Raw genomic sequence first — 26618 nt, forward strand, 5'->3', positions numbered from 1 at the left:
TGCGGGCAACCTGCGGTGCTCGCGTTTCGCGGGGTCTCGCCCAAACTCGCTTCGCTCAAACAAGGGCGAGCCCTGATCCGCGAAACACTCCGCTCCTCGGCGCATACAGAGGGGAGGGCGAACCACACGGGCCTTTGCTTCGCTCGGCCACCAAGCCACTGCGGCGCGCAGCGCCGCGGTGGTTGGTATTGAGTTGGGCTCTTGGTATTGGGGCCGAGCGAAGCGAAGGCCGCCCGCTCCCACCCCTTCTGTATGCGCCGAGGAGCGCAGATGGAGGCGGGATCAGGGCCGCAGCTGTTTGAGCGAAGCGAGTTCTGCGGACCCCCGCCGGAATCGAGCACCGCAGGTTGCCCGCAGCGAAGCGAAGGGTCGCAGACAGTAGGGTCGCCTTTTCTTTGCTTACTTTCTTTTGGCGAAGCAAAAGAAAGTGAGTCGCCCGCCGGGGCGAGACCCGGCCCCGAAACTCAAAACAATTCAAGCCCCCAGCCAATGCACGCTGAAGAGCCTCTCCGGATCCGTCCACACCGCCCCCGGCCGGAACCCCGCCTTCACCGCCAGCGCCCGCAACCCTTCCACGGTGAATTTGTGCGAGTACTCGGTGTGGATGGTCTCCCCTTCCTCGAACGCAAACCGCTCGCCGTTCAGTGAAACGATCTGGTCCCGCCGGCTGACCAGGTGCATCTCGATGCGCTGCTTCGGCGCGTTGTAGAACGCCGCGTGCGCAAAGCCCTCGAGATCGAAGTTCGCGTCGAGCTCGGCATTGGCGCGCCGCAGCAGGTTGAGGTTGAAGGCCGCGGTCACGCCCTGCGCATCGTTGTAGGCGGCATGCAGGCGGGCCGGGTCCTTCACCAGGTCGACGCCGATCAGCAGGCCGCCGCCGCGCAGCATGCGCGCCGCGAGTTGCAGGAACGCCAGTGCCTCGTCGGGCTCGAAATTTCCGATCGTCGAGCCGGGGAAAAAACCCACGCGCTTGCCCGCACCGGCGAGCGGCGCGGGCAGCACCAGCGGCATGGTGTAGTCCGCCGCGATCGGCTGCACCGCCAGCTGCGGGTAGTCGGCCCTGAGCCGCTCGGCGGCGGCCGCCAGGTGCTCGCCGGAAATGTCGATCGGCAGGTAGCGCCTGGGCGCCTCGAGCGCATCGAGCAGCAGCCGCACCTTGGTGAGCGAGCCGGCGCCGAACTCGACGATCTCGGCGCCCGGGCCCACCTGCGCGGCGATCTCGCCCGCGCATTCGCCAAGAATGCGCAGCTCGGTGCGCGTGGGGTAGTACTCGGACAGCTCGCAGATGCGGTCGAACAGCTGCGAACCCGCGGCGTCGTAAAAATACTTGGGCGAAATGCTGCGCGGCCTGCGCGCGAGGCCCGCCTGCATCTCGCGGCCGAACTCGGAGAGCAGCGCCGCATTTTTTTCCGCGGCGGCAGGCGCGACAGGCTGGCGCTGCTGCGGCTGGGCGGCGGCAAACGAAAAGGAGGACGAGGAGCTTGGATTGCGCATGATTCAGATGTCTTTCGCGAGCCGCAGCCCCGAGAACTGCCAGCGCGCCGCCGGCGGAAAGAAATTGCGGTAGCTGGGCCGCGTGTGCCCGGCCGGCGTCGCCACGCTGCCGCCACGCAGCACCAGTTGGCCCACCATGAACTTGCCGTTGTATTCGGCCGCGATGCCGGGCATGGGCCTGAAGCCGGGATACGGGTCGTAGGAGGAGCGCGTCCACTGCCAGACGTGGCCGGTCATCTGCGAGATGCCGGGCGCATCGAAGGCCGCTTCCCATTCGAATTCGGTCGGCAGGCGCGCACCGGCCCATTCGGCATACGCGGCGGCCTCGTAGAAGCTCAGCTGCGACACGGGTGCATCGGCCTCCATCGGCCGCACGCCATGCAGGCCGAACACCTGCCAGCCGCCCTGCGGCTGCTGGGCCTGCAGCCGCGGGTCGTCGGCGGCCAGCCAGTAGGCGGGATGGCGCCAGCCCTGCGCCTGCACCGCCGCCCAGCCGTCGGAGAGCCAGAGCTCGGGGCGCTGGTAGCCGCCGTCGGCAATGAACTGCGCATAGTCGCCGCAGCTCACCAGCCGGTCGGCCATGGCATAGGGTTGCAGCAGGGCCGCATGGCGCGGCGTTTCGTTGTCGAAGGCAAAGCCCTGCTGCGGCCCCTCGTGGCCCACCTGCACCATGCCGCCGGGCTGCGGCAGCCAGCGCATGGCCGGCGGCACGGCAGCCAGCCGCAGCGCGGGCCCCGCCGCGGGCCGGTAGGCGGGCAACAGCGGGTTGCATGACAAGGCATGCAGGATGTCGGTGAGCAGCAGCTCCTGGTGCTGCTGTTCGTGGTGCAGCCCGAGCGTGACGATGGGCTCGATGGCCGCCCAATCGCGCTCGCCGTCGGCGCCGTCGAGCAGCGCGAGCACCGCCTCGTCGACATGGGCGCGGTAGGCATGCACCTCGTCCACGGAAGGGCGCGTGAGCAGCCCCCGCTGCGGGCGCGGATGGCGCGGGCCGAGCGCTTCGTAGTACGAGTTGAAGAGGTAATGGAACCGCTCGTCGAAAGGCCGGTAGCCCACCGCATGCGGCTGGAGCAGCACGGTCTCGAAGAACCAGGTCGTGTGCGCGAGATGCCATTTGGTCGGGCTCGCGTCGGGCATCGACTGGATGCACTGGTCTTCGGCGGAGAGCGGCGCGGCGAGTGCCAGGCTGGCGGCGCGCACTTCGCGGAACTTGCCGCGCAGCGCGCTCGCCGCCTGGGTGATCGGCCGGGAAAGCGTCATGGTGTCTCCAGTCGGGTCAACCGCAATTTGTAGCCGATGGCCGTTGCAAAGGCGCGTAGGACAAGTTCGCGCCCTTGGCACGCCGTGGGCCGGGGGGGAGGCACAGGCAACCATCGGTGGGGGGAGCCACTTTGGCACAAGATCGGCCGGCGTGCAGGGCGGCTGCGTATCATCTGTTCGATGCAAACGACCAACGCCTCCGCCCGCCCCCATGTCGTCATCGTCGGCTGCGGATTCGGCGGACTCGAAGCCGCCCGCCGGCTCGAACGCGCCGACGTGGACGTGACGGTGATCGAAAAGACCAACCACCACCTGTTCCAGCCGCTGCTCTACCAGGTGGCGACCGCCGGACTGGCCGCGCCGTCGATCGCGGCGCCGGTGCGGGCCCTGTTCCGCGCGCAGCCGCGCATCACCACGCTGCTCGGCGAAGTGAGCGCCATCGATCCGGCCGCGCGCGCGCTCCGGCTGGCCAACGGCAGCCTGGTGAGCTACGACCACCTGGTGGTCGCGGCCGGCGCGGCCCACAGCTATTTCGGCCATGACGAATGGGCGCCCCTGGCGCCGGGCCTCAAGACGCTGTCGGACGCCTTCGAGATCCGCCGCCGCGTGCTGATGTCCTACGAGGCGGCCGAAACCGCCACCGACCCCGAGCGCCGCCGCGCCCTGCTCACCTTCGTGGTGATCGGCGCCGGCCCCACGGGGGTCGAGATGGCCGGCACGCTGGCCGAGATCGCCAAGCACACGCTCTCCGGCGAATTCCGCCGCATCGACCCGGGGAGCGCACAGGTGCTGCTCGTCGAGGGCGGGCCGCGCGTGCTGCAGGCCATGCCCGAGAGCCTGAGCCAGAAGGCGCTGGAGCAGCTCCAGCGGCTGGGCGTCGAGGTGCGGCTCAATGCACGCGTGACCGCCATCGACGCCACCGGCCTCGAAGTGGAAGCCGGCGGCGGTGCCAGCGGCGCTCCGGCCACCAGCTACCGCATCGACAGCAGCTGCGTGGTGTGGGCGGCAGGCGTGGCGGCATCGCCGCTCGGACGCATGCTGGGCGAGGCGACCGGCGCCGAATGCGACCGCGCGGGCCGCATCAAGGTCGAGCCCGACCTGAGCCTGCCGGGCCATCCCGAGATCAGCGTGGTGGGCGACCTGGCCGCGGCCCTGAGCTACGCCCCCGGCAAGCCGCCCAAGCCGGTGCCCGGCGTGTCACCCGGCGCCAAGCAGATGGGCCGCGCGGCGGCCGCCAACATTCTTCGCCGCATCGCGGGCGTGCCGACCGTGCCTTTCCGCTACCGGGACTACGGCAACCTGGCCACCATCGGCCGCAATTCGGCGGTGGTCGACCTGGAAACGCCCTTGGGACCGCTGCGCTTCAGCGGCCGGCTCGCGTGGCTGTTCTGGCTGTTCGCGCACGCGTACTTCCTGATCGGGTTCCGCAACCGCATCGTGGTGCTGATGGACTGGGCCAGCGCCTACTGGAGCTTCCAGCGCAATGCGCGCGTGGTGGCGGACGTGCGGGGCAAGAGCGAGTCGTAGGCTCAGAACAGGAAGCGGTCCGGGTGGTCCTCGCGCTGGCGGCGCCGCCATTCCCAGGGCGGCTGCGGCCTGGCGCCGGCCCACAGCCCGAGCCGCTGCGCACGCGCGCTGTCCTGCAGCTTGAACAGTTCGCCGCCGCGGCGCGTGGCGATGCCGTTGAAGTCGTACACCCAGGCCCAGCCTTCGGCCACCATGCGGGTGCCCGCGTCCTCGCCGTTGCAGCGCACGTCGGCCACGGTGCGGCCGTAGCGGTCGGTGTCGCGCTCGGTGATGACCGCCTGCTCGAAATAGCAGATGCGGCTCAGCGCCTGCCTGCTGCGCTGGCCGTAGGGCTGCGCGCGCTCAGGTGCGTCGATGGCGGCAATGCGCACCTTGACCTCCTCGTAGGCACCGAGGCGCCCGCAGCGCGCGGTGAGCGTGTCGCCGTCGCTGATGCCGACCACCAGGCAGGTGCGGGACGAAGAAGCGGCCTGCGACAGCAGCGGCAGCAGCAGCAGCAACGCAAGACAAACGGCGAACGGAAAGCGCAGGCGCATGGGCGGGGAAGATCGGGCGGTCGAAGCCCCGGATTCTCGGCGCGAAATGCGCCGCGCCCCGGCCGCGAACCCGCTGTTACCGCGCGCCGTTCTCGTCTTCCTGCAGCAGCCGCCACATCACCTTGCCGCTGCCGCTCTTGGGCAGCGCGTCGACGAACTGCACCTTGCGCGGGATCTTGTAGACCGCCATGTTCTCGCGGCACCAGTCGATGATCTGCTGCTCGGTAGTGTCCTTGTGCGTGGCGCGCAGCACCACCACCGCCTTGACCGATTCGCCGCGGTAGTCGTCCCGCGTGGAAATGACGCAGGCCTCCTGGATCGCGGGATGGCGGAACATCAGCAGCTCGACCTCGGCCGGCCACACCTTGAAGCCGCTCGCGTTGATCATGCGCTTCAGGCGGTCGGTCATGAAGAAGTAGCCGTCCTCGTCCATGCGGCCCATGTCGCCCGAGCGGAAGAAGCGCTTGCCCTCGAACTCGACGAAGGCCGCCTGGGTGGCGTCGGGGCGCTTCCAGTAGCCCTGGAACACCTCGGGCCCGTGGATGATGATCTCGCCCGATTCGCCGATGGGCATTTCGGCCAGCGTGTCGGGGTCGACCACGCGCGCATCGGTGCTCATGAACGGAATGCCCAGGCACTGCTGCTTGGGATGGTCCGACGGGTTGGTGTGCGAGGGCGCGGCGGTTTCGGTGAGGCCGTAGCCCTCCTGGTACTTGAGGCCGTACTGCTCGAAGAGGCGCTGCGCCACGGCCTGCGGCATGGCCGCGCCGCCGCCGCCGATGTGCGTGATGCTCGACAGGTCGTAGCTCGCGAAGTTGGGGCTGGCCATGAGGTCGATCACCATGGTGGGGATGTTGGTCCAGCTCGTGACCTTCCAGCGCGAGATGAGCCGGCCCGCCACCTCGCGGTCCCAGCGCGGCATGATGACCAGCGTGGCCGCCGCGAGGATGGAGGTGTGCATCATGCTCACCACGCCCGTGATGTGGAACATGGGCACCACCGCCAGCACCACCGCTTCCGAGGTGGCCTGGCCCCAGAGCTGGCCGGCCACCGCGTTGTGCATGAGGCTCGAATGGTGGTGCACGCAGCCCTTGGGCAGGCCGGTGGTGCCGCTGGTGTAGGGCAGCAGCGCCATGTCGTTGGCGCCCACCACATGCTCGGGCGCGGCATGGCCCGCGGCCAGTGCGTCGGTCCAGGCCATGGCCTTGCCGCCCGCGAGCTCGGGCAGCGGATGGCGCGTGGCGAGCCACTCCTTCCAGGCCGGCGCCGGCGCGTCGTCGCCGCTCACATCGGCGTCGAAGGCGTCGGTGAACTGGGTCACGATCATGTGGGCCAGCTGCTGCGCGGGCGGCAGCGCGTTGCTGGCCTTGGCAAGCTCGCCGGCCAGGTCGCCGGTGGTGATGGCCACCTTGGCGTCGGGGTCGACGATGTAGTGCTTGAGCTCCTCGGCCCGGTTCATCGGGTTGACGGGCACCACCACCGCATTGGCGCGCAGGATCGCGAAATGAGCGACCACCAGTTGCGGGCAGTTCTGCATGTCCAGCACCACGCGGTCGCCGCGCTTCACGCCCAGGGCATGCAGCGTGCCGGCCAGCCGCTCGACCTGGTCCGCGAAGCCGCGGTAGCTCAGCACCCGGCCGAAGAAGACCAGCGCGGCCTTGTCCGGATAGCGCGCCGCCGAGGTTGCGAGGTTGTGCCACAGCGAGGTGGCGGGGACGGTGATCGAATGCGGCAGGCGCTTGGGCCAGAACTTGTGGTGCGGGCGTGGTTGCATGGTCAAGGCGGGCGGAGGGAGAGGGAGAGAAAGAAGACAGGCCGCAGCCTAAGCCGAGCCGCGCGCCGCTCCCATCGGGGAAGCCCCCGGACGCGTCACCTTGGCGACGCCCTGCGCGCATTGCTCGATCTTCGCGATCTTCTTCGCATGCGCCCTGCGACTACAGACAAGCGCGGCGTTCCGCGCGATACCTGCGTCTCCCACCACCCGTCACCCCGACCGAAGGAGAGTTTTCATGGCAGCAGACAAGCACGCAAGCGTTCACTGGGAAGGCGCCGGCAAGACCGGCAAGGGCCAGGTCAGCACCGAGACCGGCGCCCTCAAGGACTATCCCTACGGCTTCGCCAGCCGCTTCGAGGACGACAAGCGCGGCACCAACCCCGAGGAGATCGTCGGCGCGGCCCATGCGGCCTGCTTCACGATGGCCTTTGCCTTCGCGCTGGAGAAAGAGGGCTTCACCGCCACCCGCATCGACACCAAGGCCGCGGTGCGGCTGGCCAAGGACGGCGAAGGCTTCAAGATCGACCGCATCGCACTCGAGCTCGACGCCGCCGTGCCCAAGCTGGAGGAAGCGAAGTTCCAGCAGATCGCGGCCGCCGCCAAGGCCGGCTGCCCGCTGTCGAAGGCGCTGGCCAGCGTGCCGGAAATCACGCTGAAGGCGACGCTCGCCGCTTGAACCGCTGCTTATGATCGTCTCCACTTGAAGAAAAGAGGAGACGATCCATGACCCGCCCAGCCCGCACCGCCCTCGTGGCGGCTTTGTTTTCGATCGCGTCTTTCGGCCTCGGCGGCGCCGCCATGGCCGCCTACCCCGACAAGCCGATCAAGCTCGTCATCGGCTTTCCGGCGGGCGGCCCGCTCGACCAGCATGCGCGCCTTCTGACCGACAAGCTGCAGGCGGTGCTGGGCCAGCCGCTGATCGTCGACTACAAGCCCGGCGCGGGCGGTTCGGTGGGCGCCGATGCGGTCGCCAAGAGCCCGGCCGACGGCTACACGCTGATGCTGGCCAACACCGGCGTGGCCGTGATCAACGGCGCGCTCTACAGCAAGCTGCCCTACAACACGCAGCGCGACTTCGTGCCCATCGCACGCACCGCGATGCAGCCGCTGGCCCTGCTGGTCACGCCCAAGCTGCCGGTGCAGAACCTGCGGCAGTTCATCGACTACGCCAAGGCGCGGCCCGGCCAGGTCAACTACGGCTCGGCCGGCAACGGCGGCATCAGCCACCTGGTGCCGGAGATGTTCAAGACCGCCACCGGCATCTTCATGGTGCACATCCCGTATCGCGGCAGCGCCCCGGCCTTCACGGACCTGATGGCCGGGCAGGTGCAGTTCATGGCCGAGTCGATTCCGCAGGCGGCCAACTACCACAAGCAGGGCAAGGTGCGCGCACTGGCCGTGACCAGCCGCGAGCGCAACCCCGCGCTGCCGGATGTGCCGACGGTGATCGAGTCGGGCGTCAAGGGCTTCGAGGTGGTGGGCTTCTACGGTTTCTTCGCACCCAAGGACACGCCCAGGGACGTGGTCGCCAAACTCAGCGACGCGTTCAAGCAGGTGCTGACGAGCGCAGAGGTGCGCGACCGGATGGTGAGCCAAGGGGCGGACCCGGCCTTTCTGGGCAGCGAGGACTTCGCGCGCTTTCTTGCCACCGAGACGCCGCGCTGGGACAAGGCGGTGAAGGCTTCGGGCGCGCGGATGGATTGATTGCTGGCTCTTGTTTCAGGGCGGCGTGCACAGGCCACCGGGTACTCCCCTCCGCGAATGTCCCCCGCCTTCGGCTCCTCCTTTATTTCGCTGCGGGGAGCACCCGATGCCCTGTGCACGAGGGCACGCTCGTTGTGCATCGCTGATCAACGACCGCTGCGCATAACGCACCCGCTGATGGGGTGCCTTGCGCAGCGAAATTAAGGAGGAGCCCGAAGGGCGGGGGACATTCGCGGAGCAAGGTACCCCGTCGGCGGGAGCGCGCCCTGAACAGCAGCGCCTTGAAAAGCAGCGCCCTTGAAAAACAGCACCCTGAGCCCCGCGCCATGCACCACCGGCACGCAGCGCCGGCCCATTTCGGTGCACATAGCTTGCATACCAGTTGGCACAAAAGCTGCTGGTATGCATGCCAATGTCTACATCCGCATCCGAAATCAGTGCACGCATCGTCGAGGCGGTGATGGCGCAGAAGCTCGCGCCGGGCTCGCGCCTGGGCGAGCAGCCGCTGGCCATGCTGTTCGACTGCAGCCGCACCATCGTGCGCGAGGCGCTCACCCGGCTGGCGGCGCGCGGCATCGTCACGGTGAGTGCGCGGCGCGGCTGGTTCGTGATCGAGCCCTCGCAGGATGAGGCGCGCGAAGCCTTCGAGGCCCGGCGCGTCATCGAGCTCGGCCTGATCCGCAGCACGGGCAGCACCGGCAAGATCGACAAGGCCGCGCTGCGCCAGCTGAAGGCGCACCTGCAGCGTGAAAAGGCCGCACTGAAAGAGAGCGACGTCGGCAACCGCAGCTTCCTGCTCGGCGACTTCCACGTGTGCCTGGCCGAATGCCTGGGCAACACGCTCTTGGCCGACACGCTGCGCGACTTCACCGCGCGCACCACGCTGATCGCCATGCTCTACCAGTCCACGCACGACGCCGTGCAGTCCTGCGAGGACCATGTGCAGATCGTTTCCGCCCTCGAGCGGGGCGACCACGCCGCCGCCGAGGCGCTGATGGCCGCGCACATCGGCACGGTGCAGTCGGCGCTGCGCGTGCAGGCGCCGACCGATCCGCTCGCGCAGCTGCGCGACGCGCTGGCGCCGCTGCAGCAGAAGAACAAGAAAACCGCCGCGGCCGTTCCCCGGCGGCGCAAGGCCGCCGCGCCCTCCCCCGACGACACCGATTCATCGACTTACCTAGGAGCCCTGCTATGACTTTCTCTTCGTCCAAACGCCATCTCTCGCTCGCGCTTGCATCCGTTGCCATGCTGGCGGCGGCAGGTACGGCCCAGGCCCAGAACGCGCTGGACAACGTGCTGAAGGCCAAGACCATCAAGATCGCCGTGCCCACCGACTATCCGCCCTACGGCTCGGTCGACAGGAACATGAAGCCCCAGGGCCTGGACGTGGAAATGGCCGAGCTGATCGCCGCCAAGCTCGGCGTGAAGGTCGAGCTGGTGCCCGTGACCAGCGCCAACCGCATTCCCTACCTGCAGACGCGCAAGGCCGACCTCGTGATCTCCACGCTCGGCAAGAACCCCGAGCGCGAGAAGGTGATCGACTTCTCCGCCGCCTACGCGCCCTTCTTCCAGGCCGTGTATGCCTCCAAGAGCATGAAGCTCACGAGCTTTGCCGACATGGCCGGCAAGACCGTTGCTGTGACGCGCGGCGCGATGGAAGACCAGGAACTGAACAAGGTGGCGCCGCCGAACGTCGACTACCGCCGCTTCGAGGACAACAACGCCACCATCGCGGCCTTCGTGGCCGGCCAGACGCAGACCCTGGCCACCAGCGCGGCGGTTGCCGGCGACATGCTCGCCAAGAATCCGAAGGTGAGCGCCGAGTTCAAGCTGCTGCTGAAGGACAGCCCCTGCTTCGTCGGCGTGGCCAAGGGCGAAACCGCTTTGAAGACCAAGGTCAACGAGATCATCGCGGCCGCCAAGAAGGACGGCACGCTCGACGCCATGTCGAAGAAGTGGCTCGGCAAGGCCGCCGGCGACCTGCCGGTCTGAGCCTCGCTCGCTGAACCCCGAACAAAGGCGCGGCCATGGAATTCGACTTCGGTGCTGTTCTCGTCGACTGGCGGCTGCTCGCCAAGGGCATCGCGTGGACGGTCGGCCTGACGGCCATCGCCACCGTCATCGGCATGGCCGTGGGCGTGGCCTGCGCCTGGGCGCGCGCCAGCGGGCCGGCGTGGCTGCGCTGGGTGGTCGGCAGCTATGTGGAGCTGATCCGCAACACGCCCTTCATCGTGCAGCTGTTCTTCATCTTCTTCGGGCTGCCCGCGGCGGGCGTCAAGCTCACGCCGGAGGTGGCATCGATCATTGCGATGGTGATGAACCTCGGGGCCTATTCCACCGAGATCATCCGCGCCGGCATCGAGGCCACGCCCAAGGGACAGATCGAGGCGGCCGTGAGCCTGGCGCTCGACAAGGTGCAGGTGTTCACCCGCGTGGTGCTGCCGCCGGCGCTCAAGAAGGTGTGGCCCGCCATGGTGAGCCAGATCATCATCGTGATGCTGGGCTCGGCCGTGTGCGGGCAGATCTCCACCGAGGAGCTGAGCTACGCGGCCAACCTCATCCAGAGCCGCAACTTCCGCGCCTTCGAGGCCTTCATCGTCGCCACGCTGCTCTACCTGGCGCTGGCCGTTGCGCTGCGCAGGCTGCTCAACTGGGCCGGGCCAAGATTCTTCTTCGGCCGCTGAACGCAGGACGCCACCACCATGGTCGATTTTTCTCTCTGGGACATCCTGCGCAACCTGCTGATGGCGCTGCGCTGGACCGTCGTGCTCTCGCTCATCGCCTTCATTGGCGGCGGGCTGGTGGGCGCCCTGCTGCTGTTCCTGCGGCTGCGCGGCGGCAGCGCCACGGGCCGCGCCGTCGGCCTCTACGTGCAGCTGTTCCAGGGCACGCCGCTGCTGATGCAGCTGTTCCTCGCCTACTTCGGCATTGCGCTGTTCGGCATCGACGTGTCGGCGTGGACCGCGGCCAGCGTGGCGCTCACGCTCTACACCAGCGCCTTCCTCACCGAGATCTGGCGCGGCTGCGTGGCCGCCATTCCCAAGGGCCAGTGGGAGGCCTCGGGCAGCCTGGCGCTGAGCTTCAGCGAGCAGATGCGCCACGTGATCCTGCCGCAGGCGGTGAAGATCGCGATCGCGCCGACGGTGGGCTTCCTGGTGCAGGTGATCAAGGGCACGGCGCTCGCCTCGGTGATCGGTTTTGTCGAGCTCACCAAGGCCGGCAGCATGATTTCGAACGCCACCTTCCAGCCCTTCGTGGTGTTCAGCTGCGTGGCGCTGCTTTATTTCGTGCTGTGCTTCCCGGTAAGCCTGTACGCCAAGAATCTCGAGAGGAAATCTCATGGCCGCCGTGCTTGAATCCCAGACCTTTGCCGCGCCGATCGTGCGCGTGACCGCGCTGCGCAAGTCGTATGGCGCCAACGAGGTGCTCAAGGGCATCGACCTCGAGGTGAAGCGCGGCGAAGTCATCGCCATCATCGGCAAGAGCGGCTCGGGCAAGAGCACGCTGCTGCGCTGCATCAACGGGCTCGAGGTGTTCCAGGAAGGCTCGCTCACGGTCGATGGCAAGCCCCTGCTGCACGAGAGCGCCATGGCCATGCGCGAGCTGCGCCAGCGCGTGGGCATGATCTTCCAGAGCTTCAACCTGTTTCCGCATCTCACGGTCGGCAAGAACGTGATGCTCGCACCCACGCTGGTGAAGAAGCGCAGCGGCATGGAGGCGGCTTCGCAGGCGCGCAAGCTGCTCGAACGCGTGGGCCTGGCCGAAAAATTCGACGCTATGCCCGAGCAGCTCTCGGGCGGCCAGCAGCAGCGCGTGGCCATCGCCCGCGCGCTGGCAATGGAGCCGGCCGTGCTGCTGTGCGACGAGATCACCTCGGCGCTCGACCCCGAGCTGGTGGGCGAGGTGCTGCGCGTGGTGGAGTCGCTGGCCGACGAAGGCATCACGCTCCTGATGGTCACGCATGAGATGAGCTTTGCGCGCAAGGTGAGCGACCGCGTCATCTTCATGCACCAGGGCCGCGTGCACGAGATGGGGCCGCCGGCCGACATCTTCGGCAATCCGCAGACGGCCGAGCTGAAGCAGTTTCTCTCGTCGCTGCACGACTGAAGCGGTACGCGGGCGCCGCGCTACGTGCGGCCGGAGCGCGCACGCGCCGGCTTTCGCACGGCCATGTCCGGCGGCGCTTCGAAGTTGTCGTCCTCCCCCAGCCCGGTGGCCACGCCGAGCCGGGCCGCCAGGTGCGCGGCGTCGTAGGGCGCGTGCACCTTGACGTCGTTGTCGAAGTAGCAGAACATGTCGCGCCCCTTGCGGCCGGAGAGCCGGCGCGAAGGCACGGCCAGCCTTGCATCCTTCACCTGCCGTCCATGTCGCCAGGCGTCGATGCGCTCGGCCCAGCGGTCGAGCGCGGCATCGTCGTAGCCGCTCGCGTAGAGCTCCTTGTCTCCGTGCAGCCGCATGTAGACGAAGTCGGCGCACAGGTCTTCGAGCAGCGGCCAGCGCCCCGCCGTGTCGGCCACCACCAGCGCGACGCCATGGCGGCGCAGCATCGCGATGAAGTCTGCATTCGCGAAGCTCGCATGGCGCACTTCCACCGCATGCCGGATGCGCAGCTTTGCGGGCGCCTTCAGCAACGCACGCTCGTCGCTGAGCTTCTCGTTGTGCTGCCGCGCGAGCTTGAGGGCGGAGCGGCCGTCCCTGGGCAGCAGCGCCAGGAATTCCTCGAGGCGATCGGCGTCGTAGGCGAAGGACGGCGGCAGCTGCCAGAGGATGGGCCCGAGCTTGGCGCCCAGCGCAAACACGCCCGAGGCAAAGAAGTTGGCCAGTGCGGCGCGCGGTTCCTTGAGCCGCAGGTTGTGGGTGATGTAGCGCGGCCCCTTCACCGCAAACACGAAATCCTCGGGCGTCGCGTCGTGCCATGCCTGGTAGGACACGGGGCGCTGCAGTGAATAGAACGAGCCGTTGATCTCGATGGTGGGCAGCATGCGCGATGCAAAGTCGAGCTCGAGCCGCTGCGGGAGCCCCTTGGGATAGAAGCGGCCGCGCCATGGCGCATAGCGCCAGCCAGAAATTCCGATTCGCGTCGTGCCCTGCATCGTTGGTCTTTTTGTTCCGTAGCCTCGACCGTGGCGTGCCGGGCGGCGGCGCCGCGTAGGAGATTTTCCTGTTCGCATAGCAGCATGGGCCCAGCGCGCCGGCCGGAGGCCGTACTGGCCGGAACCTCGCGGGCTGTGGCAAGCTCCGAGGCGTATGCAAATCCGCTCCCTGCCCTTCACCACCTCCCGCCGCTGGATGCTGCGCGCGCTGTGCGGCGCCGCGGCCCTGCAAGTGCCGCTTGCCGCGCTGGCCGGCTTCAACTTCTTCACCAGCGAATACACCGCCACGCGCGACGAACTGCAGGCGCAGATCGCCAAGCGCTTTCCGGTGGCCGAGCGCTATGCCGAGATCTTCATGGTCGGGCTGCGCGACCCGCAGCTGGGCCTGGACGCACGCGGCAACCGCGCGGCCATCACGGCCACGCTGACCATTGCCAGCCCCCTGCTGGCCGCCTCGCCGGTACAGGGCGTGGTCTCGGTCAGCAGCGCGCTGCGCTACGACGCCGCGGCGCGCGCGCTGCGCCTGGACCATCCCAAGGCCGAGCGCCTCGAGCTGCAGGGCGTGCAGGGCCGCGATGCGGAACGCCTGCAGCAGGTGGGCGCGGTGGTGGCGCAGGAGCTGCTGCAGGGGCAGGTGCTGCGCAGCTTCACGGCCGAAGAACTCACGGTGGGGCGCAAGACCTACGAGATCGGCGACATCACGGTGCAGGACGACGGCATCAAGGTGCAGCTGAAATGAAATACCCACTGCTTGCCGCCGCGTTGCTCGTTGCGGGCTGCGCGGCCATTCTCCCCACGGCAAAGCAGCACTTCGACCTGCAGGCGCATCGCGGCGGGCGCGGGCTCGCACCCGAGAACACGCTGGCCGCGTTCTCGAACGCGATCGACCTGGGCGTGAACACGCTTGAACTCGACATCGGGCTCACGGCCGACAGCGTGGTCGTGATCTCGCACGACACCGCGCTCAATGCCGACCACACGCGCGACGCGAACGGTGCGTGGCTCGCATCGAAGACCGGCCCCACCGTCCGCTCCCTGACGCTGGCCCAGCTTCAGAGCTACGACGTCGGCCGGCTGAATCCCGCGAGCAACTACGGCAAGCAGTTCGCGCTGCAGCTGCCGCGCGACGGCGAGCGCATTCCGACCCTGGCCGCGCTGTTCGACCATGTGCGGGCACGCGGCGCCGCGGCGGCCACGGTGCGCTTCAACATCGAGACCAAGATCGACCCCACCAAGCCCGACGAAACCGCCGCGCCCGAGCCGATGGTGCGCGCCCTGCTCGCCGAGATCGACAAGGCGCAGATGGGCGGCCGGGTGACCGTCCAGAGCTTCGACTGGCGCACGCTTGCGCTGGTCGGCCAGCTTGCGCCGCAATTGCCGCGGGCCTACCTGAGCTCCGCGCGCACGCTCAAGGACAGCCGCTGGACGGCCGGCCTCGACGCGGCGCAGTTCGCGTCGACGCCGCAGCTGGTCAAGGCCGCGGCCGGCACGGCGGGCGGGCCCGTCATCTGGTCGCCGGCCTACAACGACCTGACACGGCCCGCCATCAAGGAAGCGCAAGGCCTCGGCCTCAAGGTGCTGCCCTGGACCGTGAACCAGCGCGCCGACATGCTGCGGCTGATGGACTGGGGCGCGGACGGCCTCATCACCGACTACCCCGACGTGCTGCGCGACCTGATGCGCGAACGCGGCCTCTCGCTGCCGCCACCCGGAAAGGCTTCGCCATGAACACCGCCGCACGGCAACTCGAAACCATCGGCGGCGGCATCGCGGCGCTGCAAGGCGGCGGCGGATCGGTCGCCACACTTTCGAACGAGGCGCGTGCGAGCAGCGAACTGCTCGCGGCCCTGCCGCCGCGCTATGGCGAGGTGCTGCTGAACCTGCTCGACCGGCTCGAATCGAGCGCGCTGTTCAGCGAGGAGAGCTGCTCCTTCAGCCAGAAAGACCTGCTCGACAACCTGCAGGCGTGGGCCGACAAGGCCCGCGCGCAGCTGCCGTCCTGAGGAGAAACAAGCCATGCAAAGACGCACCCTTCTTCTGCGCGCCGCCCCGCTGCTCGCGCTCGCATCCATGGCGGCATGGCCGTTGGCCGCATCGGCCGCCGCACCGATGGTCGAGATCTGGAAGGACCCGAACTGCGGGTGCTGCCAGGACTGGGTCAAGCACCTCGAGGCGAACGGCTTCGCTACCCGCGTGCACGATGCTGGCAACAGCGCCGCGCGCACGCGGCTCGGCATTCCCGCCGCGCTGGGCTCGTGCCACACCGGCCTGGTCGGCGGCTATGCGCTCGAAGGCCACGTGCCCGCGCGCGAGGTGCACAGGCTGCTGCGCGAAAAGCCCAAGGCCATCGGCCTCGCCGTCCCTGGCATGCCGGTCGGATCGCCGGGCATGGACGGCGCCGCCTATGGCGATCGGCGCGATCCCTACGATGTGCTGCTGGTGCTGGCCGATGGCGGCAGCCGCGTCTACCAGGGCTACCGCTGAGGAAGACCGCGCCGCGCGTCAGCCGAAGCGGGCGGGATCGAAAGGCGCCAGCGCCGTCTCGGGCGCGGTGCCCGCGAGCAATTGCGCCGCGAGCCTGCCGGTGCGCGCCGAACCGCACAGGCCCACGTGCCCATGCCCGAAGGCCAGCACGATGTCCGCACTGGCCGCGGACGCGCCGATGCAGGGCAGCCCATCGGGCAGGCTGGGCCGGTGGCCGAGCCAGTGCTTCACGGCCACCGCCTGCGGCGGCTGGGCGGCAAGCGCCGGAAACATCGACAGCAGGTGCCGGTGCAGGATCTCCGCGCGCCGCCAGTCCGGCGGGGCATCGAGCCCGCCGATCTCGACCTGGCCAGCCGCGCGCAGGCCGCCGTCCATCCAGTGCGCGATGAGCTTGCCATCGGCCACCATCGTCGGCGTGCGCGGCCCCACCGAAGCGCCTTCGACGACCACGTGGTATCCGCGCTCGGATTCGAGCGGCACCGGCGATCCGGCCGCCGCGGCCAGCGGGCCCGAGCTCGCACCGGCGCAGATGGCGGCGGCGTCGCAGGCGATCTCGCCCGCATCGGTGCGCACCGCGCGCAGCCGCCCGCCCTCGATGCGAAAGCCGGTGGCGCGTGCCGCCACGCGCTGCGCGCCGGCCTCCTGCACATGCCGCGCGAGCGCCGCCACATAGGCACCGGGATTGCGGCAGTGCCCCGCTTCGGGCACGAAGATGCCGAGCGTGTAGCGCGCGTCCAGGTCGGGCTCGCGCCGGCGCAGTTCGGCCGCCGGCCATTCCTCCCAGTGCACGCCGGTGCGCCCGCGCACGCGCCAGCCGAGCGCGTCGCCCTCGAATTCCTCGCGCGACCGGTAGGCATGCAGCAGGCCGCGCCGCTCGATGAGCTGCGGCACGCCGGCCTCGGCGGCGAGCCGGGCATGCAGCGCCGGCGCATCGGCCAGCAGCGTGCGCAGTGCGTCGGCCGTGCGCTGCACGCGCGCCTCGGTCCAGCCCGAGGCCAGGTAGCGCAGCAGCCAGGGCAAGGCCCGCGGCAGGTGGCGCCAGCGCAGCGCGAGCGGCCCCAGCGGATCGGCCAGCCAGCCCGGCACCTTGCGCCAGGCGCCGGGCAGCGCGGGCGGCACCACGGAATGCGACGAGAGCCAACCCGCATTGCCGTAGCTCGTGGCCTGCGGGCCACCTGGTTCGCCGGGCTCCACCACCGTCACGCGCAGGCCGGCGCGCAGGGCCTCGAAGGCGGTCGCGCTGCCCACGGCGCCTGCGCCGATCACGGCCACGTGGCGTCCCGCGCCCTCGCCGGAGAAACTTCTTGCAACTGTCATGGGGGCCTATCGTAGAGGGGCGGTCCCATAATCGGCCGCCATGCCTGCTCCGTCATCCGCTTTGTCCCCTTCCGCTGCTTCGTCTGCCGGCGCCATCACCGATGTGGCCGGCATCGAAGTCGGCCATTTCTCCGATACGCGCCGGCCCACCGGCTGCACCGTGATCCTCGCGCGCGAGGGCGCGGTGGCCGGCGTCGACGTGCGCGGCGCCGCGCCGGGCACGCGCGAGACCGACCTGCTCTCGCCCGGCAACCTGGTGCAGCAGGTGCACGGCGTGATGCTCGCGGGCGGCAGCGCCTGGGGCCTGGCCGCGGCCGAAGGCGCGATGCGCTGGCTCGAGGAGCGCAACGTCGGCATGGACGTGCGCTTCGGCACCCTGCCCATCGTGCCGGCCGCCGTGCTGTTCGACCTGCCCATGGGCGATGCGCGCATCCGCCCCGACGCCGCCGCCGGCTATGCGGCCTGCGAAGCTGCCACCCGCGATGCGCCGGAAGAAGGCAACGTGGGCGCCGGCAGCGGTGCGCTCGTGGGCAAGCTCTTCGGCGTGCACCGCGCGATGAAGGGCGGCATCGGCACCGCCTCGGTCACCGTGGGCGGCGTGACGGTGGGCGCGCTGATCGCGGTCAACGCGCTGGGCGACGTGATCGACCCCGACACCGCGCAGCCGGTGGCCGGCGCGCGCACCGAGGACGGCCGCGCGCTGCTCGACACCCGCCGCGCGCTCTTGCGCGGCGAGCTGCCCAAGCCCCTGCTCGCGGGCACCAACACCACGCTCGGCGTGATCGCGACCGACGCGGTGCTGACGAAGGTGCAGGCCAACCGCCTTGCGAGCGTGGCGCACGACGGCCTGGCGCGCGCCATCAACCCGGTGCACACCATGAGCGACGGCGACACGCTGTTTGCGCTGGCCACCGGCCGCATTCCGCTCGAAGGCCCCGGTGCCGAATCCCGCCCCGGCATGACCGTGCTCGGCACCATGGCGGCCGAAGCGGTGGCGCGCGCCACCCTGCGCGCGGTGCTGGCGGCGCGCTCCGTGACCGTTGGCGAGCTGCACGTGCCGTGCGCGGCCGATCTCGCCGCAACGAAAGGTTGAGTACCCCATGGCCATGCCCAAGACACTGAAGCTGATCCTGCTGTCGATCCGCGACCTGATCGCCTCGGCCGGTCCCGTCGTGTTCCTCGTGATCGGCCTCCTGATTGCCGCCTACTGGTGGCTGCAGCCGCAGCCGCCCAAGCATGTGACGCTGGCGACCGGCCCCACCGGCAGCGCCTATTCGCAGTTCGGCAAGCGCTATGCCGAGCTGCTCAAGAGCAGCGGCATCGAGGTGGAGCTCAAGGCCACCACGGGCTCTTCCGAAAACCTCGAACTGCTGCGCAGCGGCGGCGCCGACGTGGGCTTCGTGCGCGGCGGCAGCGCCGACCCCGTAGCCGACGAGGAAGCCGGCCTCACCTCGCTCGGCAGCCTGTTCTTCGAGCCGATCTGGCTCTTCTACCGCGCCGACAGCGCGCAGAAGATCGACCGCAAGACGGCCACGCTGACCTCGCTCGCCCAGCTGCGTGGCCTGCGCGTGAACGTCGACCTGGCGGGCAGCGGCCTGCCCGAGATCATGGAAAGGCTCTTCAAGGCCAACCACCTCGAGCCCGATGCGCTGCTGCTTTCCAACCTCGAACAGGCGGCCGCGGCCGAAGCGCTGCAGGCCGGCCTGCTCGATGCCATCGTGCTGGCCTCGGCGCCGCAGTCGCCGCAGGTGCAGCGGCTGCTGCGCGCGCCCGACATCAAGCTCATGGACTTCGGCCAGGCCGATGCGTACACGCGGCGTTTTCCGTTTCTCTCGGCGGTGACGCTGCCGCGCGGCGTGGTCGACCTGTCGAAAGACCTGCCGCCCACGGACGTTTCGCTGCTCGCGGCCACCACCTCGCTGCTTTCGCGCGACAAGACCCACTCCGCGCTGCGCCAGCTCTTCGCAGAGGCCGCGCAGAGCGTGCACAGCGACGCCGGCTGGTTCAACCGCGCACGCGACTTTCCCAACACGCGCACCAGCGAACTGCCCGTGAGCCCCGAGGGCGACCGCGCCATCAACGGCACGCCGCCGTTCTGGCAGCGCTACCTGCCGTTCTGGGCCAGCAACCTGATCGAGCGCATGTGGCTGGTGCTCGGCGGCCTGCTGGTGCTGATGCTGCCGCTGAGCCGCTTGGTGCCGCCGCTCTACCAGTTCCGCGTGCGCCGCCGCGTGTTCCGCTGGTATGCGCGGCTGCGCGACATCGAGGCCAAGGTCGATGCGCGCCAGGGCGGGCGCGACGAACTGCTCGACGAACTCGAGGAGCTCGACCGCGTGGTCAACAAGGTGGCCGTTCCGCTGTCGTATGCCGACGAGCTCTATGCGCTGCGCAACAACATCCACACGGTGCAAAGGCGCGTGCAGATGCGCTGGCCGCAGCCCGGCGATTTCGCGCCCCGCACACCGCCGACCGAAGAAGCCGCAAAAAGCGCTTGACTTGGAGCGCGCTCCAACTTCGAGAATTCCCGCCATGGAAGTCCACCTGACCATTGCGGAAGTCGCGCGGCGCACCGGCCTCACGGCCGACACGCTGCGCTACTACGAACGCATCGGACTGATCGCCGCGGTGCCCCGTGCACCGGGTGGCCAGCGCCGCTACGCGAGCGCCGACCTGGACTGGCTGGCCTTCCTGTTGCGCCTGCGCGAGACCGGCATGCCCATCCAGGGCATGCAGGCCTTCGCCAGGCTTCGAAGCCAGGGGGACGCCAGTGTCGGGGAGCGGCGCCAGATGCTCGAACAGCATCTTGCCGAAGTCCAGGCCAAGGTGGCGGCGCTGCAGCAATCCATGCAGGCGCTGTCGCTGAAGATCGCGCACTACCGCGCTATCGACAGGAAGCGTCCCTCGTCAACGGGCACAGCCCCCGAAGGAAAGACGAGCGATGACCAACGCACAAGCAAGCCACAACGGCAACGACAACAACCTGCGCTACGAGCGCGGACTCGCCAGACTCCAGCAGATCGACGGTGAAGGCGGCGTCAAGGTCGTCGAGAGCCTGGCCGGCATCGCACCCGACTTCGCACGCCTCCTGATCGAGTTTCCGTTCGGCGACATCTACTCGCGCCCCGGCCTCGACCTGCGTTCGCGCGAGATCGCGGTGGTGGCCGCGCTCACCGCCATGGGCAATGCCGCGCCGCAGCTCAAGGTGCACATCCAGGGCGCGCTCAACGTGGGCGTCACGCGCACCGAGGTCGTCGAGACCATCATGCAGATGGCGGTGTACGCGGGCTTTCCGGCCGCGCTCAACGGCCTGGCGGCGGCGCGCGAGGTGTTTGCGGCGGACGATGAAAAAAGCGCGCAGCCCCTTGCGGAACCGCGCGCTCTTGTCGAAGCACCCTGAGGCTTACTTGAGTGCCTTGTAGCGCATGCGCTTGGGCTTGGCACCTTCTTCGCCCAGGCGCTTCTTCTTGTCGGCTTCGTACTCCTGGTAGTTGCCGTCGAAGAAGGTCCACTGGCTGTCGCCTTCGGCCGCGAGGATGTGGGTGGCGATGCGGTCGAGGAACCAGCGGTCGTGGCTGATGACCATCACGGTGCCGGCAAACTCGAGCAGCGCGTCTTCGAGCGCGCGCAGCGTTTCCACGTCCAGGTCGTTCGACGGTTCGTCCAGCAGCAGCACGTTGCCGCCCGCGATCAGTGTCTTGGCCAGGTGCAGCCGGCCGCGCTCGCCGCCCGACAGCGTGCCGACCTTCTTCTGCTGGTCGGCGCCGTTGAAGTTGAAGCGGCCCGCATAGGCGCGGCTCGCCATCTGGAACTTGCCGACGTTGATGATGTCCAGCCCGTTCGAGATGTCTTCCCACACGGTCTTGTTGTTGGCGAGTTCGTCGCGGTGCTGGTCGACAAAGGCCATCTTCACGGTCTGGCCGATGACGACCTCGCCCGAATCCGGCTTTTCCTTGCCCGCGAGCAGCTTGAAGAGCGTCGACTTGCCGGCGCCGTTCGGGCCGATGATGCCGACGATCGCGCCCGGCGGCACGGTGAAGCTCAGGTTGTCGATCAGCATGCGGTCGCCGAAGGACTTGCTGACGTTGTGGAACTCGAACACCTGCTGGCCCAGCCGCTCCGCCACAGGAATGAAGATTTCCTGCGTCTCGTTGCGCTTCTGGTATTCCATGTCGCTCAGCTCTTCGAAGCGGGCGAGGCGCGACTTGCTCTTGGCCTGGCGTGCCTTCGGGTTCTGGCGCGACCACTCCAGTTCCTTCTTCAGCGCCTTGGCGTGGGCTTCTTCGCTCTTTTGCTCCTGCGCCAGGCGTTCGCCCTTCTGCTCGAGCCAGGTGCTGTAGTTGCCCTTCCAGGGAATGCCGCGGCCGCGGTCCATTTCCAGGATCCACTCGGCCGCGTTGTCCAGGAAGTAGCGATCGTGGGTGATGGCCACCACGGTGCCCGTGAAGCGCTGCAGGAACACTTCGAGCCACTCCACCGATTCGGCGTCCAGGTGGTTGGTGGGTTCGTCGAGCAGCAGCATGTCGGGCTTGGACAGCAGCAGGCGGCACAGCGCCACGCGCCGCTTCTCGCCGCCTGACAGCAGGCCGATCTTCGCGTCCCATGGCGGCAAGCGCAGGGCATCGGCGGCGATCTCCAGCTGGTGCTCGGAATCGGTGCCGGCGGTGGCGATGATGGCTTCGAGCTGGGCCTGCTCGGCCGCCAGCGCGTCGAAGTCGGCGTCTTCGGCGCCATAGGCGATGTACACCTCTTCGAGGCGCGCCTTGGCCGCAAACACCGCGCCCATGGACTCTTCGACCGATTCGCGCACCGTGTGCTCGGGATCGAGCTTGGGTTCCTGCTCCAGGTAGCCGATCGTCATGCCCGGCATGGGCAGCGCCTCGCCCTCGAACTCCTTGTCCACACCCGCCATGATCTTGAGCAGCGTGGACTTGCCCGAACCGTTCAGGCCGAGCACGCCGATCTTGGCGCCGGGGAAGAAAGAGAGCGAAATGTCTTTCAAGAGCTGCCGCTTGGGCGGCACGGTCTTGCTGACGCGGTTCATCGAATAGACGTATTGAGCCATCTGTGGATAGTTACCTTGGGTAGCGGAAATTGGGGAAAAAGTGCGGGCGCCCGAAGAAGCTTTCGGACGCGGCAAACCATGGATTATCGACTCATGCGACAATACACACCGTTGCCGGGTCCAGTTGCCCGCAACACCGGCTCTCTGCCGGGGACGAAGAAAGCGCCTTTCAACCCTCTTGCGAGGGCGGACTTTCCGGCTCCCACCCCTGACCTTCATCAGCCTTGACTGGCTCGGCGTCACACAAGACGCCAAGCGGGCCGATGCCACTGCGCCGTGTATGGCGCTTATTGTTTCCAATGAATTTTGACGAACTGAAGCTGGCTCCCGCCATCTTGAAGGCTGTGCACGAGCACGGTTACGACACCCCCACCCCCATCCAGGCGCAAGCCATTCCCGCGGTCCTCGAAGGCCACGACCTGCTGGGCGGCGCCCAGACCGGCACCGGCAAGACCGCTGCCTTCACGCTGCCCATGCTGCACAAGCTCAGCACGGGCGCGAGCGCCACCAACAAGTTCGGCGGCATCGGCATCCGTGCGCTGGTGCTCACGCCCACGCGCGAACTCGCGGCCCAGGTCGAGGAGTCGGTGCGCACCTACGGCAAGTACCTGGAGCTCGACTCCACCGTGATCTTCGGCGGCGTGGGCATGAACCCGCAGATCAGCAAGCTCAAGAAGGGCGTCGACATCCTCGTGGCCACCCCCGGCCGCCTGCTCGACCTGCAGCAGCAGGGCATGCTCGACCTGAGCCAGGTCCAGATGCTGATCCTCGACGAAGCCGACCGCATGCTCGACATGGGCTTCATCCATGACGTGAAGAAGATCCTGGCCCTGGTGCCCAAGGAAAAGCAGAGCCTGCTGTTCTCGGCCACCTTCAGCGACGAGATCCGCGACCTGGCCGCCACGCTGCTCAAGAACCCGCAGAGCATCCAGGTGACGCCGCGCAACACCACCGTGCAGCGCATCACGCAGGTGATCCACCCGGTGGGCCGCGGCAAGAAGAAGGCGCTGCTCGCGCACATCATCAACGAGAACAAGTGGAGCCAGGTGCTCGTGTTCACGCGCACCAAGTTCGGCGCCAACAGCGTGGCCGAATTCCTCACCAAGAACGGCATCGAGGCGATGGCGCTGCACGGCAACAAGAGCCAGAGCGCCCGCACCCAGGCGCTGGCCGGCTTCAAGAGCGGCGACATCCGCGCGCTGGTGGCCACCGACATTGCGGCCCGCGGCATCGACATCGACGAGCTGCCGCACGTCGTGAACTACGAGATCCCGAACGTCAGCGAAGACTACGTGCACCGCATCGGCCGCACCGGCCGCGCCGGTTCGAGCGGCGAGGCCGTGAGCTTCGTCTGCATGGACGAAGAAGGCTTCATGCAGGAAATCGAACGCTTCACCAAGCAGACGATTCCGGTGCAGTTCGTCGAAGGCTTCGGCCCCGAGGAAGGCGAACGCGCCGAACCGATCGCCATGGGTCGCCAGACGATCTGGGGCGGCGCCGGCCGTCCGCCGAGCCGCGACGTGATGCAGGCGGCCGCCAAGGCTGCCCGCACCGAGATGCTGCAGCGCATCCGCGAGAACAAGGCCGGCCAGGGCGGCGGCGAGCGCGCCGGCGGTGGTGGTGGCGGCAACGGCGGCGGGCAACGCCGCGGTGGCGGCCAGGGCGGCGGCGGCCAGGGCCGCAATGCCAATGGCGGCGGCCAGGGGCAAGGCCAGGGCCCGCGCGGCCAGGGCGCCCGCCCGGCACAAGGCCGCGGACCGCAAGGCCCGGCACGCGCGCCGCACCATGCGCCGCAGAACCATCTGCCGCATGACGAGCGCCAACCGCGCCATCACGGCAACAGCCACAGCCCGACCCAGGCCAACCAGGTCGCGCACCTGCGCGCCGAAGCGGTCGCCGGCGGCGACGGCCAGCCGGATCCGCTGCGCACCAGCGTCGACCACATGGGTGGCGGCCGCGGTCGCGGCCGTCCAGGCGGCGGCGGTGGCGGCTACGGCGGCAACCGTTCGGGCGGCGGTGGCCGTTCGGGTGGCGGCGGCTACGGCGGCGGTGGCGGTGGCAACCGCTCCGGCAGCGGCGGCGGACGCTCGTTCGGGCGCTGATCGGCGCAGCGCGTAGAAGCAACATCTACCCCGTAACAAGGACAAAGGGCACTTCGGTGCCCTTTGTCTTTTGCGCCGCCGGTATGGCCTCTCCCGCGCGCCGGCCGCAGCGGACACAATCGCGTGCCATGCAAGACATCCCGCCCAACTACGCCACGCTCTTCGTCGCCACCTGCAACCTGCTGAATCTCGCGAACCCGCACCGGGTGTACTACGAGAACCAGGACGCCTACGACGAGCGCGAATACGAACGCAAGATCGCCTGGACCGGCGAGCGCTTCCACGCGCTCAATGCCGATGTGCTCGCGGTGCAGGAGGTCTGGGACGAGAGCGCGCTGAAGGCCGCCATTGCGCGCAGCGGCCTGCGCTACGACTTCGTCTCGGTCCCCGGCGCGGAGAACACGCCGCCGCCCGCGAGCCCGCCGGGCACGCCTGCACGGCCGGGCGCGCAGGGCACGCCTCGGGTCGGCATTGCCACGCGGCTGCAGGTGGACGAGGTCCGGTCCTTCGTCGACTTTCCGCCCGGCTTCGGGGTCGAGGTGCCGGGCCTGGGCCCGCACACGCGCTTCGAGCGCCCGCCCCTTCTGGCCACGCTGCGCATGAAGCACGGGCAGCAGGTGCACGTGCTCACGGTGCACCTCAAGTCCAAGCGGCCGAAGTTCCTGCAGGACGCGCAGGGCCATGCCCTGGAAGACCGGGAGGACCGCAAGGTCGGCGTGATGGCTTCGCTGCGCTCGCTGGTCATGCGCGGCGTCGAGGCGGCGGCTCTGCGCTGCATCGTGATCGACCTGCTGCAGGGCACCAACACGCCGCTGGTGGTAATGGGCGACTTCAACGACGACCCGCACAGCGTCACCACGCAGCTGGTGGCCGCCACCTCCGAGGTGGCCTACGACAAGGCCGCGCGCGACGTGGCGCTGTTCAACGCCTACGAGATGCAGGGCGAATCGGCACTCAAGAAGGACGTGGCCTATTCGCACATCCACCAGGGCTTTCCGGCCGTGCTCGACCAGATCTTCGTGAGCGAGGAGTTCGTTGCGACGAGCCGGCGCAGCCTGGGCGACGTGCGCCGGGTCGACTACTTCAACGACCACCTGCACGAAGGCCGGGACCGCTCGCGCTCGGACCACGGCTTCGTGCGCGCGCTGCTGCGGCTGCGCACCGACTGAGCCGAAAGCTCAGGGCATGCGCCGGCCGCTCTGGCGGTCGAACAGGTGCACGCGGTTGGCATCGATCGCCAGGCCCACGGTCTGGTCGGGCTGCGCGTCGACGCGGCCATGCACCGCGAGCACCAGCTTGGCTTCGCCGACCTGTACCAGCAGTTCGGTTTCGGCGCCCGTGGGCTCGACCACGATCACCTGCGCATCGACGCCGCTGCCGCCGCCCAGCGTGATGTCGCCGGGGCGGATGCCGTAGTGCACCGGCTGGCCATCGGGCGCCGAGGTGCCCGGCGGCACGGGCCAGCGTGCGCCATGTGCCTCGACATGGCATTCGCCGCCCGAGCGCCGCACCGTGCCCTCGATCACGTTCATCGACGGCGAGCCGATGAACTGCGCGACGAACAGGTTGTCGGGGCGGTCGTACAGGTCGAGCGGCGTGCCGATCTGCTCGACGATGCCGTCGTGCATCACCACGATGCGGTCGGCCATGGTCATGGCTTCGATCTGGTCGTGCGTCACGTAGACGGTGGTGGTCTTCAGGCGCTGGTGCAGCGCCTTGATCTCGGCACGCATGGCCACGCGCAGCTTGGCGTCGAGGTTGGAGAGCGGCTCGTCGAACAGGAACACCTTGGGGTCGCGCACGATGGCGCGCCCCATGGCCACGCGCTGGCGCTGGCCGCCCGACAGCTCGCGCGGATAGCGCCCGAGCAGTGCATCGAGGTTGAGGATCTTCGCGGCGCGCGCCACGCGCTCGTCGGTCACCGACCTCTCGGCATTGCGCAGCCTCAGGCTGAAGCCCATGTTCTCGCCGACCGTCATGTGCGGATAGAGCGCGTAGCTCTGGAACACCATGGCGATGTCGCGGTCCTTGGACTCGAGGTCGTTGACCACGCGGCTGTCGATCATGATCTCGCCGCCGCTGATGTCCTCCAGGCCCGCGAGCATGCGCAGCAAGGTCGACTTGCCGCAGCCCGAGGGCCCGACCAGCACCACGAACTCGCCGTCGGTGATGTCGAAGCTCAGGCCCTGGATGATCTGGACCTTGCCGAAGGATTTCTGGATATTGCGAAAGGATACGGATGCCATTTTTATTCCCAGGGTTCGC

26 protein-coding genes are annotated in these 26618 nt (G+C 68.8%); 18 read left to right on the plus strand and 8 right to left on the minus strand.

From position 1 onward, the window contains the following. Positions 1-474: 474 nt before the first annotated feature. Together egtD and egtB are read right to left on the minus strand one after the other, a co-directional pair. The gene (egtD, locus tag ACAM58_RS17770) at positions 475-1494 is read right to left on the minus strand and encodes an L-histidine N(alpha)-methyltransferase (protein WP_369663158.1); all 1020 of its coding nucleotides are present in this window, start codon (positions 1492-1494) and stop codon (positions 475-477) included. A 3-nt stretch (positions 1495-1497) separates the two neighbouring features. Beyond that, positions 1498-2754 carry an ergothioneine biosynthesis protein EgtB gene (egtB, locus tag ACAM58_RS17775; protein WP_369663159.1) on the minus strand — a complete coding sequence of 419 codons (1257 nt, stop codon included), beginning with the start codon at positions 2752-2754 and terminating at the stop codon, positions 1498-1500. Positions 2755-2934: 180 nt separating this feature from the next. Between egtB and ACAM58_RS17780 the strand changes: the two genes are divergently transcribed. Then, positions 2935-4281, plus strand: a complete 1347-nt coding sequence (locus tag ACAM58_RS17780) for an NAD(P)/FAD-dependent oxidoreductase (protein ID WP_015866440.1) — start codon at positions 2935-2937, stop codon at positions 4279-4281. 2 nt (positions 4282-4283) lie between these two features. Here ACAM58_RS17780 and ACAM58_RS17785 read toward each other — a convergent pair whose 3' ends face one another. Continuing rightward, complete coding sequence (locus tag ACAM58_RS17785; RefSeq protein WP_278875802.1) at positions 4284-4817, minus strand: thermonuclease family protein; 534 nt, start codon at positions 4815-4817, stop codon at positions 4284-4286. Positions 4818-4893: 76 nt separating this feature from the next. Further along, complete coding sequence (locus ACAM58_RS17790) at positions 4894-6591, minus strand: long-chain fatty acid--CoA ligase (protein ID WP_369663160.1); 1698 nt, start codon at positions 6589-6591, stop codon at positions 4894-4896. Between the two features lie 235 nt (positions 6592-6826). Between ACAM58_RS17790 and ACAM58_RS17795 the strand changes: the two genes are divergently transcribed. The 7 genes from ACAM58_RS17795 to ACAM58_RS17825 all read left to right on the plus strand — a co-directional run bounded on the left by ACAM58_RS17795 (position 6827) and on the right by ACAM58_RS17825 (position 12402). Next, a complete protein-coding gene (locus tag ACAM58_RS17795) occupies positions 6827-7267 on the plus strand; it encodes an OsmC family protein (RefSeq protein ID WP_369663161.1) in 441 nt (146 codons plus the stop codon). Between the two features lie 47 nt (positions 7268-7314). Continuing rightward, positions 7315-8295, plus strand: a complete 981-nt coding sequence (locus tag ACAM58_RS17800; RefSeq protein ID WP_369663162.1) for a Bug family tripartite tricarboxylate transporter substrate binding protein — start codon at positions 7315-7317, stop codon at positions 8293-8295. 412 nt (positions 8296-8707) lie between these two features. Next, complete coding sequence (locus tag ACAM58_RS17805; RefSeq protein WP_369663163.1) at positions 8708-9490, plus strand: GntR family transcriptional regulator; 783 nt, start codon at positions 8708-8710, stop codon at positions 9488-9490. Beyond that, positions 9487-10287, plus strand: a complete 801-nt coding sequence (locus ACAM58_RS17810) for a transporter substrate-binding domain-containing protein (RefSeq protein WP_307596246.1) — start codon at positions 9487-9489, stop codon at positions 10285-10287. The genes ACAM58_RS17805 and ACAM58_RS17810 overlap by 4 nt, the downstream gene beginning before the upstream one ends. 35 nt (positions 10288-10322) lie before the next feature. Further along, the gene (locus tag ACAM58_RS17815) at positions 10323-10979 is read left to right on the plus strand and encodes an amino acid ABC transporter permease (RefSeq protein ID WP_015866447.1); all 657 of its coding nucleotides are present in this window, start codon (positions 10323-10325) and stop codon (positions 10977-10979) included. Positions 10980-10997: 18 nt separating this feature from the next. Beyond that, positions 10998-11651: an amino acid ABC transporter permease gene (locus ACAM58_RS17820; RefSeq protein ID WP_369663164.1), complete on the plus strand. Its 654-nt coding sequence runs from the start codon at positions 10998-11000 to the stop codon at positions 11649-11651. After that, entirely contained in the window at positions 11635-12402 is a 768-nt protein-coding gene (locus tag ACAM58_RS17825) for an amino acid ABC transporter ATP-binding protein (RefSeq protein ID WP_018905539.1), read from the plus strand. Before ACAM58_RS17820 ends, ACAM58_RS17825 begins: the two co-directional genes overlap by 17 nt. Before the next feature lie 20 nt (positions 12403-12422). Here ACAM58_RS17825 and ACAM58_RS17830 read toward each other — a convergent pair whose 3' ends face one another. Beyond that, the gene (locus ACAM58_RS17830) at positions 12423-13388 is read right to left on the minus strand and encodes a DUF72 domain-containing protein (RefSeq protein WP_369663165.1); all 966 of its coding nucleotides are present in this window, start codon (positions 13386-13388) and stop codon (positions 12423-12425) included. A 154-nt stretch (positions 13389-13542) separates the two neighbouring features. On the opposite strand from ACAM58_RS17830, the gene ACAM58_RS17835 reads away from it, so the two are divergent. The 4 genes from ACAM58_RS17835 to ACAM58_RS17850 are packed head-to-tail and all read left to right on the plus strand — an operon-like array spanning position 13543 to position 15872. Continuing rightward, positions 13543-14127 (plus strand): DUF1439 domain-containing protein, encoded by a 585-nt coding sequence (locus tag ACAM58_RS17835; RefSeq protein ID WP_369663166.1) that lies wholly within the window; start codon positions 13543-13545, stop codon positions 14125-14127. Further along, on the plus strand, positions 14124-15116 hold the full coding sequence (locus ACAM58_RS17840) for a glycerophosphodiester phosphodiesterase (protein WP_369663167.1): 993 nt from the start codon (positions 14124-14126) through the stop codon (positions 15114-15116). Before ACAM58_RS17835 ends, ACAM58_RS17840 begins: the two co-directional genes overlap by 4 nt. Beyond that, entirely contained in the window at positions 15113-15391 is a 279-nt protein-coding gene (locus ACAM58_RS17845; protein ID WP_369663168.1) for a hypothetical protein, read from the plus strand. Before ACAM58_RS17840 ends, ACAM58_RS17845 begins: the two co-directional genes overlap by 4 nt. 13 nt (positions 15392-15404) lie before the next feature. Next, positions 15405-15872: a DUF411 domain-containing protein gene (locus tag ACAM58_RS17850; RefSeq protein ID WP_369663169.1), complete on the plus strand. Its 468-nt coding sequence runs from the start codon at positions 15405-15407 to the stop codon at positions 15870-15872. A gap of 18 nt (positions 15873-15890) precedes the next feature. Here ACAM58_RS17850 and ACAM58_RS17855 read toward each other — a convergent pair whose 3' ends face one another. After that, the gene (locus ACAM58_RS17855; protein ID WP_369663170.1) at positions 15891-17189 is read right to left on the minus strand and encodes an NAD(P)/FAD-dependent oxidoreductase; all 1299 of its coding nucleotides are present in this window, start codon (positions 17187-17189) and stop codon (positions 15891-15893) included. Positions 17190-17229: 40 nt separating this feature from the next. Between ACAM58_RS17855 and ACAM58_RS17860 the strand changes: the two genes are divergently transcribed. The 4 genes from ACAM58_RS17860 to ACAM58_RS17875 are packed head-to-tail and all read left to right on the plus strand — an operon-like array spanning position 17230 to position 20586. Next, positions 17230-18282, plus strand: coding sequence for a P1 family peptidase (locus tag ACAM58_RS17860; RefSeq protein WP_369663171.1), 1053 nt, complete (start codon positions 17230-17232; stop codon positions 18280-18282). 7 nt (positions 18283-18289) lie between these two features. After that, a complete protein-coding gene (locus ACAM58_RS17865) occupies positions 18290-19684 on the plus strand; it encodes a TAXI family TRAP transporter solute-binding subunit (RefSeq protein ID WP_369663172.1) in 1395 nt (464 codons plus the stop codon). Positions 19685-19718: 34 nt separating this feature from the next. Continuing rightward, on the plus strand, positions 19719-20216 hold the full coding sequence (locus ACAM58_RS17870; protein ID WP_278880503.1) for a MerR family transcriptional regulator: 498 nt from the start codon (positions 19719-19721) through the stop codon (positions 20214-20216). Further along, positions 20128-20586 carry a carboxymuconolactone decarboxylase family protein gene (locus ACAM58_RS17875; RefSeq protein ID WP_278880502.1) on the plus strand — a complete coding sequence of 153 codons (459 nt, stop codon included), beginning with the start codon at positions 20128-20130 and terminating at the stop codon, positions 20584-20586. The genes ACAM58_RS17870 and ACAM58_RS17875 overlap by 89 nt, the downstream gene beginning before the upstream one ends. A 3-nt stretch (positions 20587-20589) precedes the next feature. Here the strand turns inward: ACAM58_RS17875 and ettA are convergent, their stop codons facing one another. Next, positions 20590-22251 carry an energy-dependent translational throttle protein EttA gene (gene ettA / locus ACAM58_RS17880; RefSeq protein ID WP_015866459.1) on the minus strand — a complete coding sequence of 554 codons (1662 nt, stop codon included), beginning with the start codon at positions 22249-22251 and terminating at the stop codon, positions 20590-20592. 299 nt (positions 22252-22550) lie between these two features. Between ettA and ACAM58_RS17885 the strand changes: the two genes are divergently transcribed. Together ACAM58_RS17885 and ACAM58_RS17890 are read left to right on the plus strand one after the other, a co-directional pair. Further along, entirely contained in the window at positions 22551-24353 is a 1803-nt protein-coding gene (locus ACAM58_RS17885; protein ID WP_369663173.1) for a DEAD/DEAH box helicase, read from the plus strand. 128 nt (positions 24354-24481) lie between these two features. Further along, positions 24482-25522, plus strand: coding sequence for an endonuclease/exonuclease/phosphatase family protein (locus ACAM58_RS17890; RefSeq protein ID WP_062366225.1), 1041 nt, complete (start codon positions 24482-24484; stop codon positions 25520-25522). Positions 25523-25531: 9 nt separating this feature from the next. Here ACAM58_RS17890 and ACAM58_RS17895 read toward each other — a convergent pair whose 3' ends face one another. Then, positions 25532-26599 carry an ABC transporter ATP-binding protein gene (locus ACAM58_RS17895; protein ID WP_369663174.1) on the minus strand — a complete coding sequence of 356 codons (1068 nt, stop codon included), beginning with the start codon at positions 26597-26599 and terminating at the stop codon, positions 25532-25534. Between the last annotated feature and the right edge of the window lie 19 nt (positions 26600-26618).

It is taken from the genome of Variovorax sp. V116 (genome assembly GCF_041154435.1).
GTDB classification, from domain to species: Bacteria; Pseudomonadota; Gammaproteobacteria; order Burkholderiales; family Burkholderiaceae_C; genus Variovorax; species Variovorax paradoxus.

What these genes read in the sequence shown, in the direction of transcription:
- ACAM58_RS17875 (WP_278880502.1), top strand. Translation starts at nt 20,128, where the DNA reads ATGACCAACGCACAAGCAAGCCACAACGGCAACGACAACAACCTGCGC.
- ACAM58_RS17805 (WP_369663163.1), top strand. Translation starts at nt 8,708, where the DNA reads ATGTCTACATCCGCATCCGAAATCAGTGCACGCATCGTCGAGGCGGTG.
- ACAM58_RS17800 (WP_369663162.1), top strand. Translation starts at nt 7,315, where the DNA reads ATGACCCGCCCAGCCCGCACCGCCCTCGTGGCGGCTTTGTTTTCGATC.
- ACAM58_RS17855 (WP_369663170.1), bottom strand. Translation starts at nt 17,189, where the DNA reads ATGACAGTTGCAAGAAGTTTCTCCGGCGAGGGCGCGGGACGCCACGTG.
- ACAM58_RS17780 (WP_015866440.1), top strand. Translation starts at nt 2,935, where the DNA reads ATGCAAACGACCAACGCCTCCGCCCGCCCCCATGTCGTCATCGTCGGC.
- ACAM58_RS17865 (WP_369663172.1), top strand. Translation starts at nt 18,290, where the DNA reads ATGGCCATGCCCAAGACACTGAAGCTGATCCTGCTGTCGATCCGCGAC.
- ACAM58_RS17825 (WP_018905539.1), top strand. Translation starts at nt 11,635, where the DNA reads ATGGCCGCCGTGCTTGAATCCCAGACCTTTGCCGCGCCGATCGTGCGC.
- ACAM58_RS17795 (WP_369663161.1), top strand. Translation starts at nt 6,827, where the DNA reads ATGGCAGCAGACAAGCACGCAAGCGTTCACTGGGAAGGCGCCGGCAAG.
- ACAM58_RS17870 (WP_278880503.1), top strand. Translation starts at nt 19,719, where the DNA reads ATGGAAGTCCACCTGACCATTGCGGAAGTCGCGCGGCGCACCGGCCTC.
- ACAM58_RS17895 (WP_369663174.1), bottom strand. Translation starts at nt 26,599, where the DNA reads ATGGCATCCGTATCCTTTCGCAATATCCAGAAATCCTTCGGCAAGGTC.
- ACAM58_RS17815 (WP_015866447.1), top strand. Translation starts at nt 10,323, where the DNA reads ATGGAATTCGACTTCGGTGCTGTTCTCGTCGACTGGCGGCTGCTCGCC.
- ACAM58_RS17835 (WP_369663166.1), top strand. Translation starts at nt 13,543, where the DNA reads ATGCAAATCCGCTCCCTGCCCTTCACCACCTCCCGCCGCTGGATGCTG.
- ACAM58_RS17845 (WP_369663168.1), top strand. Translation starts at nt 15,113, where the DNA reads ATGAACACCGCCGCACGGCAACTCGAAACCATCGGCGGCGGCATCGCG.
- ACAM58_RS17890 (WP_062366225.1), top strand. Translation starts at nt 24,482, where the DNA reads ATGCAAGACATCCCGCCCAACTACGCCACGCTCTTCGTCGCCACCTGC.
- ACAM58_RS17840 (WP_369663167.1), top strand. Translation starts at nt 14,124, where the DNA reads ATGAAATACCCACTGCTTGCCGCCGCGTTGCTCGTTGCGGGCTGCGCG.
- ACAM58_RS17810 (WP_307596246.1), top strand. Translation starts at nt 9,487, where the DNA reads ATGACTTTCTCTTCGTCCAAACGCCATCTCTCGCTCGCGCTTGCATCC.
- ACAM58_RS17785 (WP_278875802.1), bottom strand. Translation starts at nt 4,817, where the DNA reads ATGCGCCTGCGCTTTCCGTTCGCCGTTTGTCTTGCGTTGCTGCTGCTG.
- ACAM58_RS17830 (WP_369663165.1), bottom strand. Translation starts at nt 13,388, where the DNA reads ATGCAGGGCACGACGCGAATCGGAATTTCTGGCTGGCGCTATGCGCCA.
- ettA (WP_015866459.1), bottom strand. Translation starts at nt 22,251, where the DNA reads ATGGCTCAATACGTCTATTCGATGAACCGCGTCAGCAAGACCGTGCCG.
- ACAM58_RS17885 (WP_369663173.1), top strand. Translation starts at nt 22,551, where the DNA reads ATGAATTTTGACGAACTGAAGCTGGCTCCCGCCATCTTGAAGGCTGTG.
- egtB (WP_369663159.1), bottom strand. Translation starts at nt 2,754, where the DNA reads ATGACGCTTTCCCGGCCGATCACCCAGGCGGCGAGCGCGCTGCGCGGC.
- ACAM58_RS17820 (WP_369663164.1), top strand. Translation starts at nt 10,998, where the DNA reads ATGGTCGATTTTTCTCTCTGGGACATCCTGCGCAACCTGCTGATGGCG.
- ACAM58_RS17860 (WP_369663171.1), top strand. Translation starts at nt 17,230, where the DNA reads ATGCCTGCTCCGTCATCCGCTTTGTCCCCTTCCGCTGCTTCGTCTGCC.
- ACAM58_RS17790 (WP_369663160.1), bottom strand. Translation starts at nt 6,591, where the DNA reads ATGCAACCACGCCCGCACCACAAGTTCTGGCCCAAGCGCCTGCCGCAT.
- ACAM58_RS17850 (WP_369663169.1), top strand. Translation starts at nt 15,405, where the DNA reads ATGCAAAGACGCACCCTTCTTCTGCGCGCCGCCCCGCTGCTCGCGCTC.
- egtD (WP_369663158.1), bottom strand. Translation starts at nt 1,494, where the DNA reads ATGCGCAATCCAAGCTCCTCGTCCTCCTTTTCGTTTGCCGCCGCCCAG.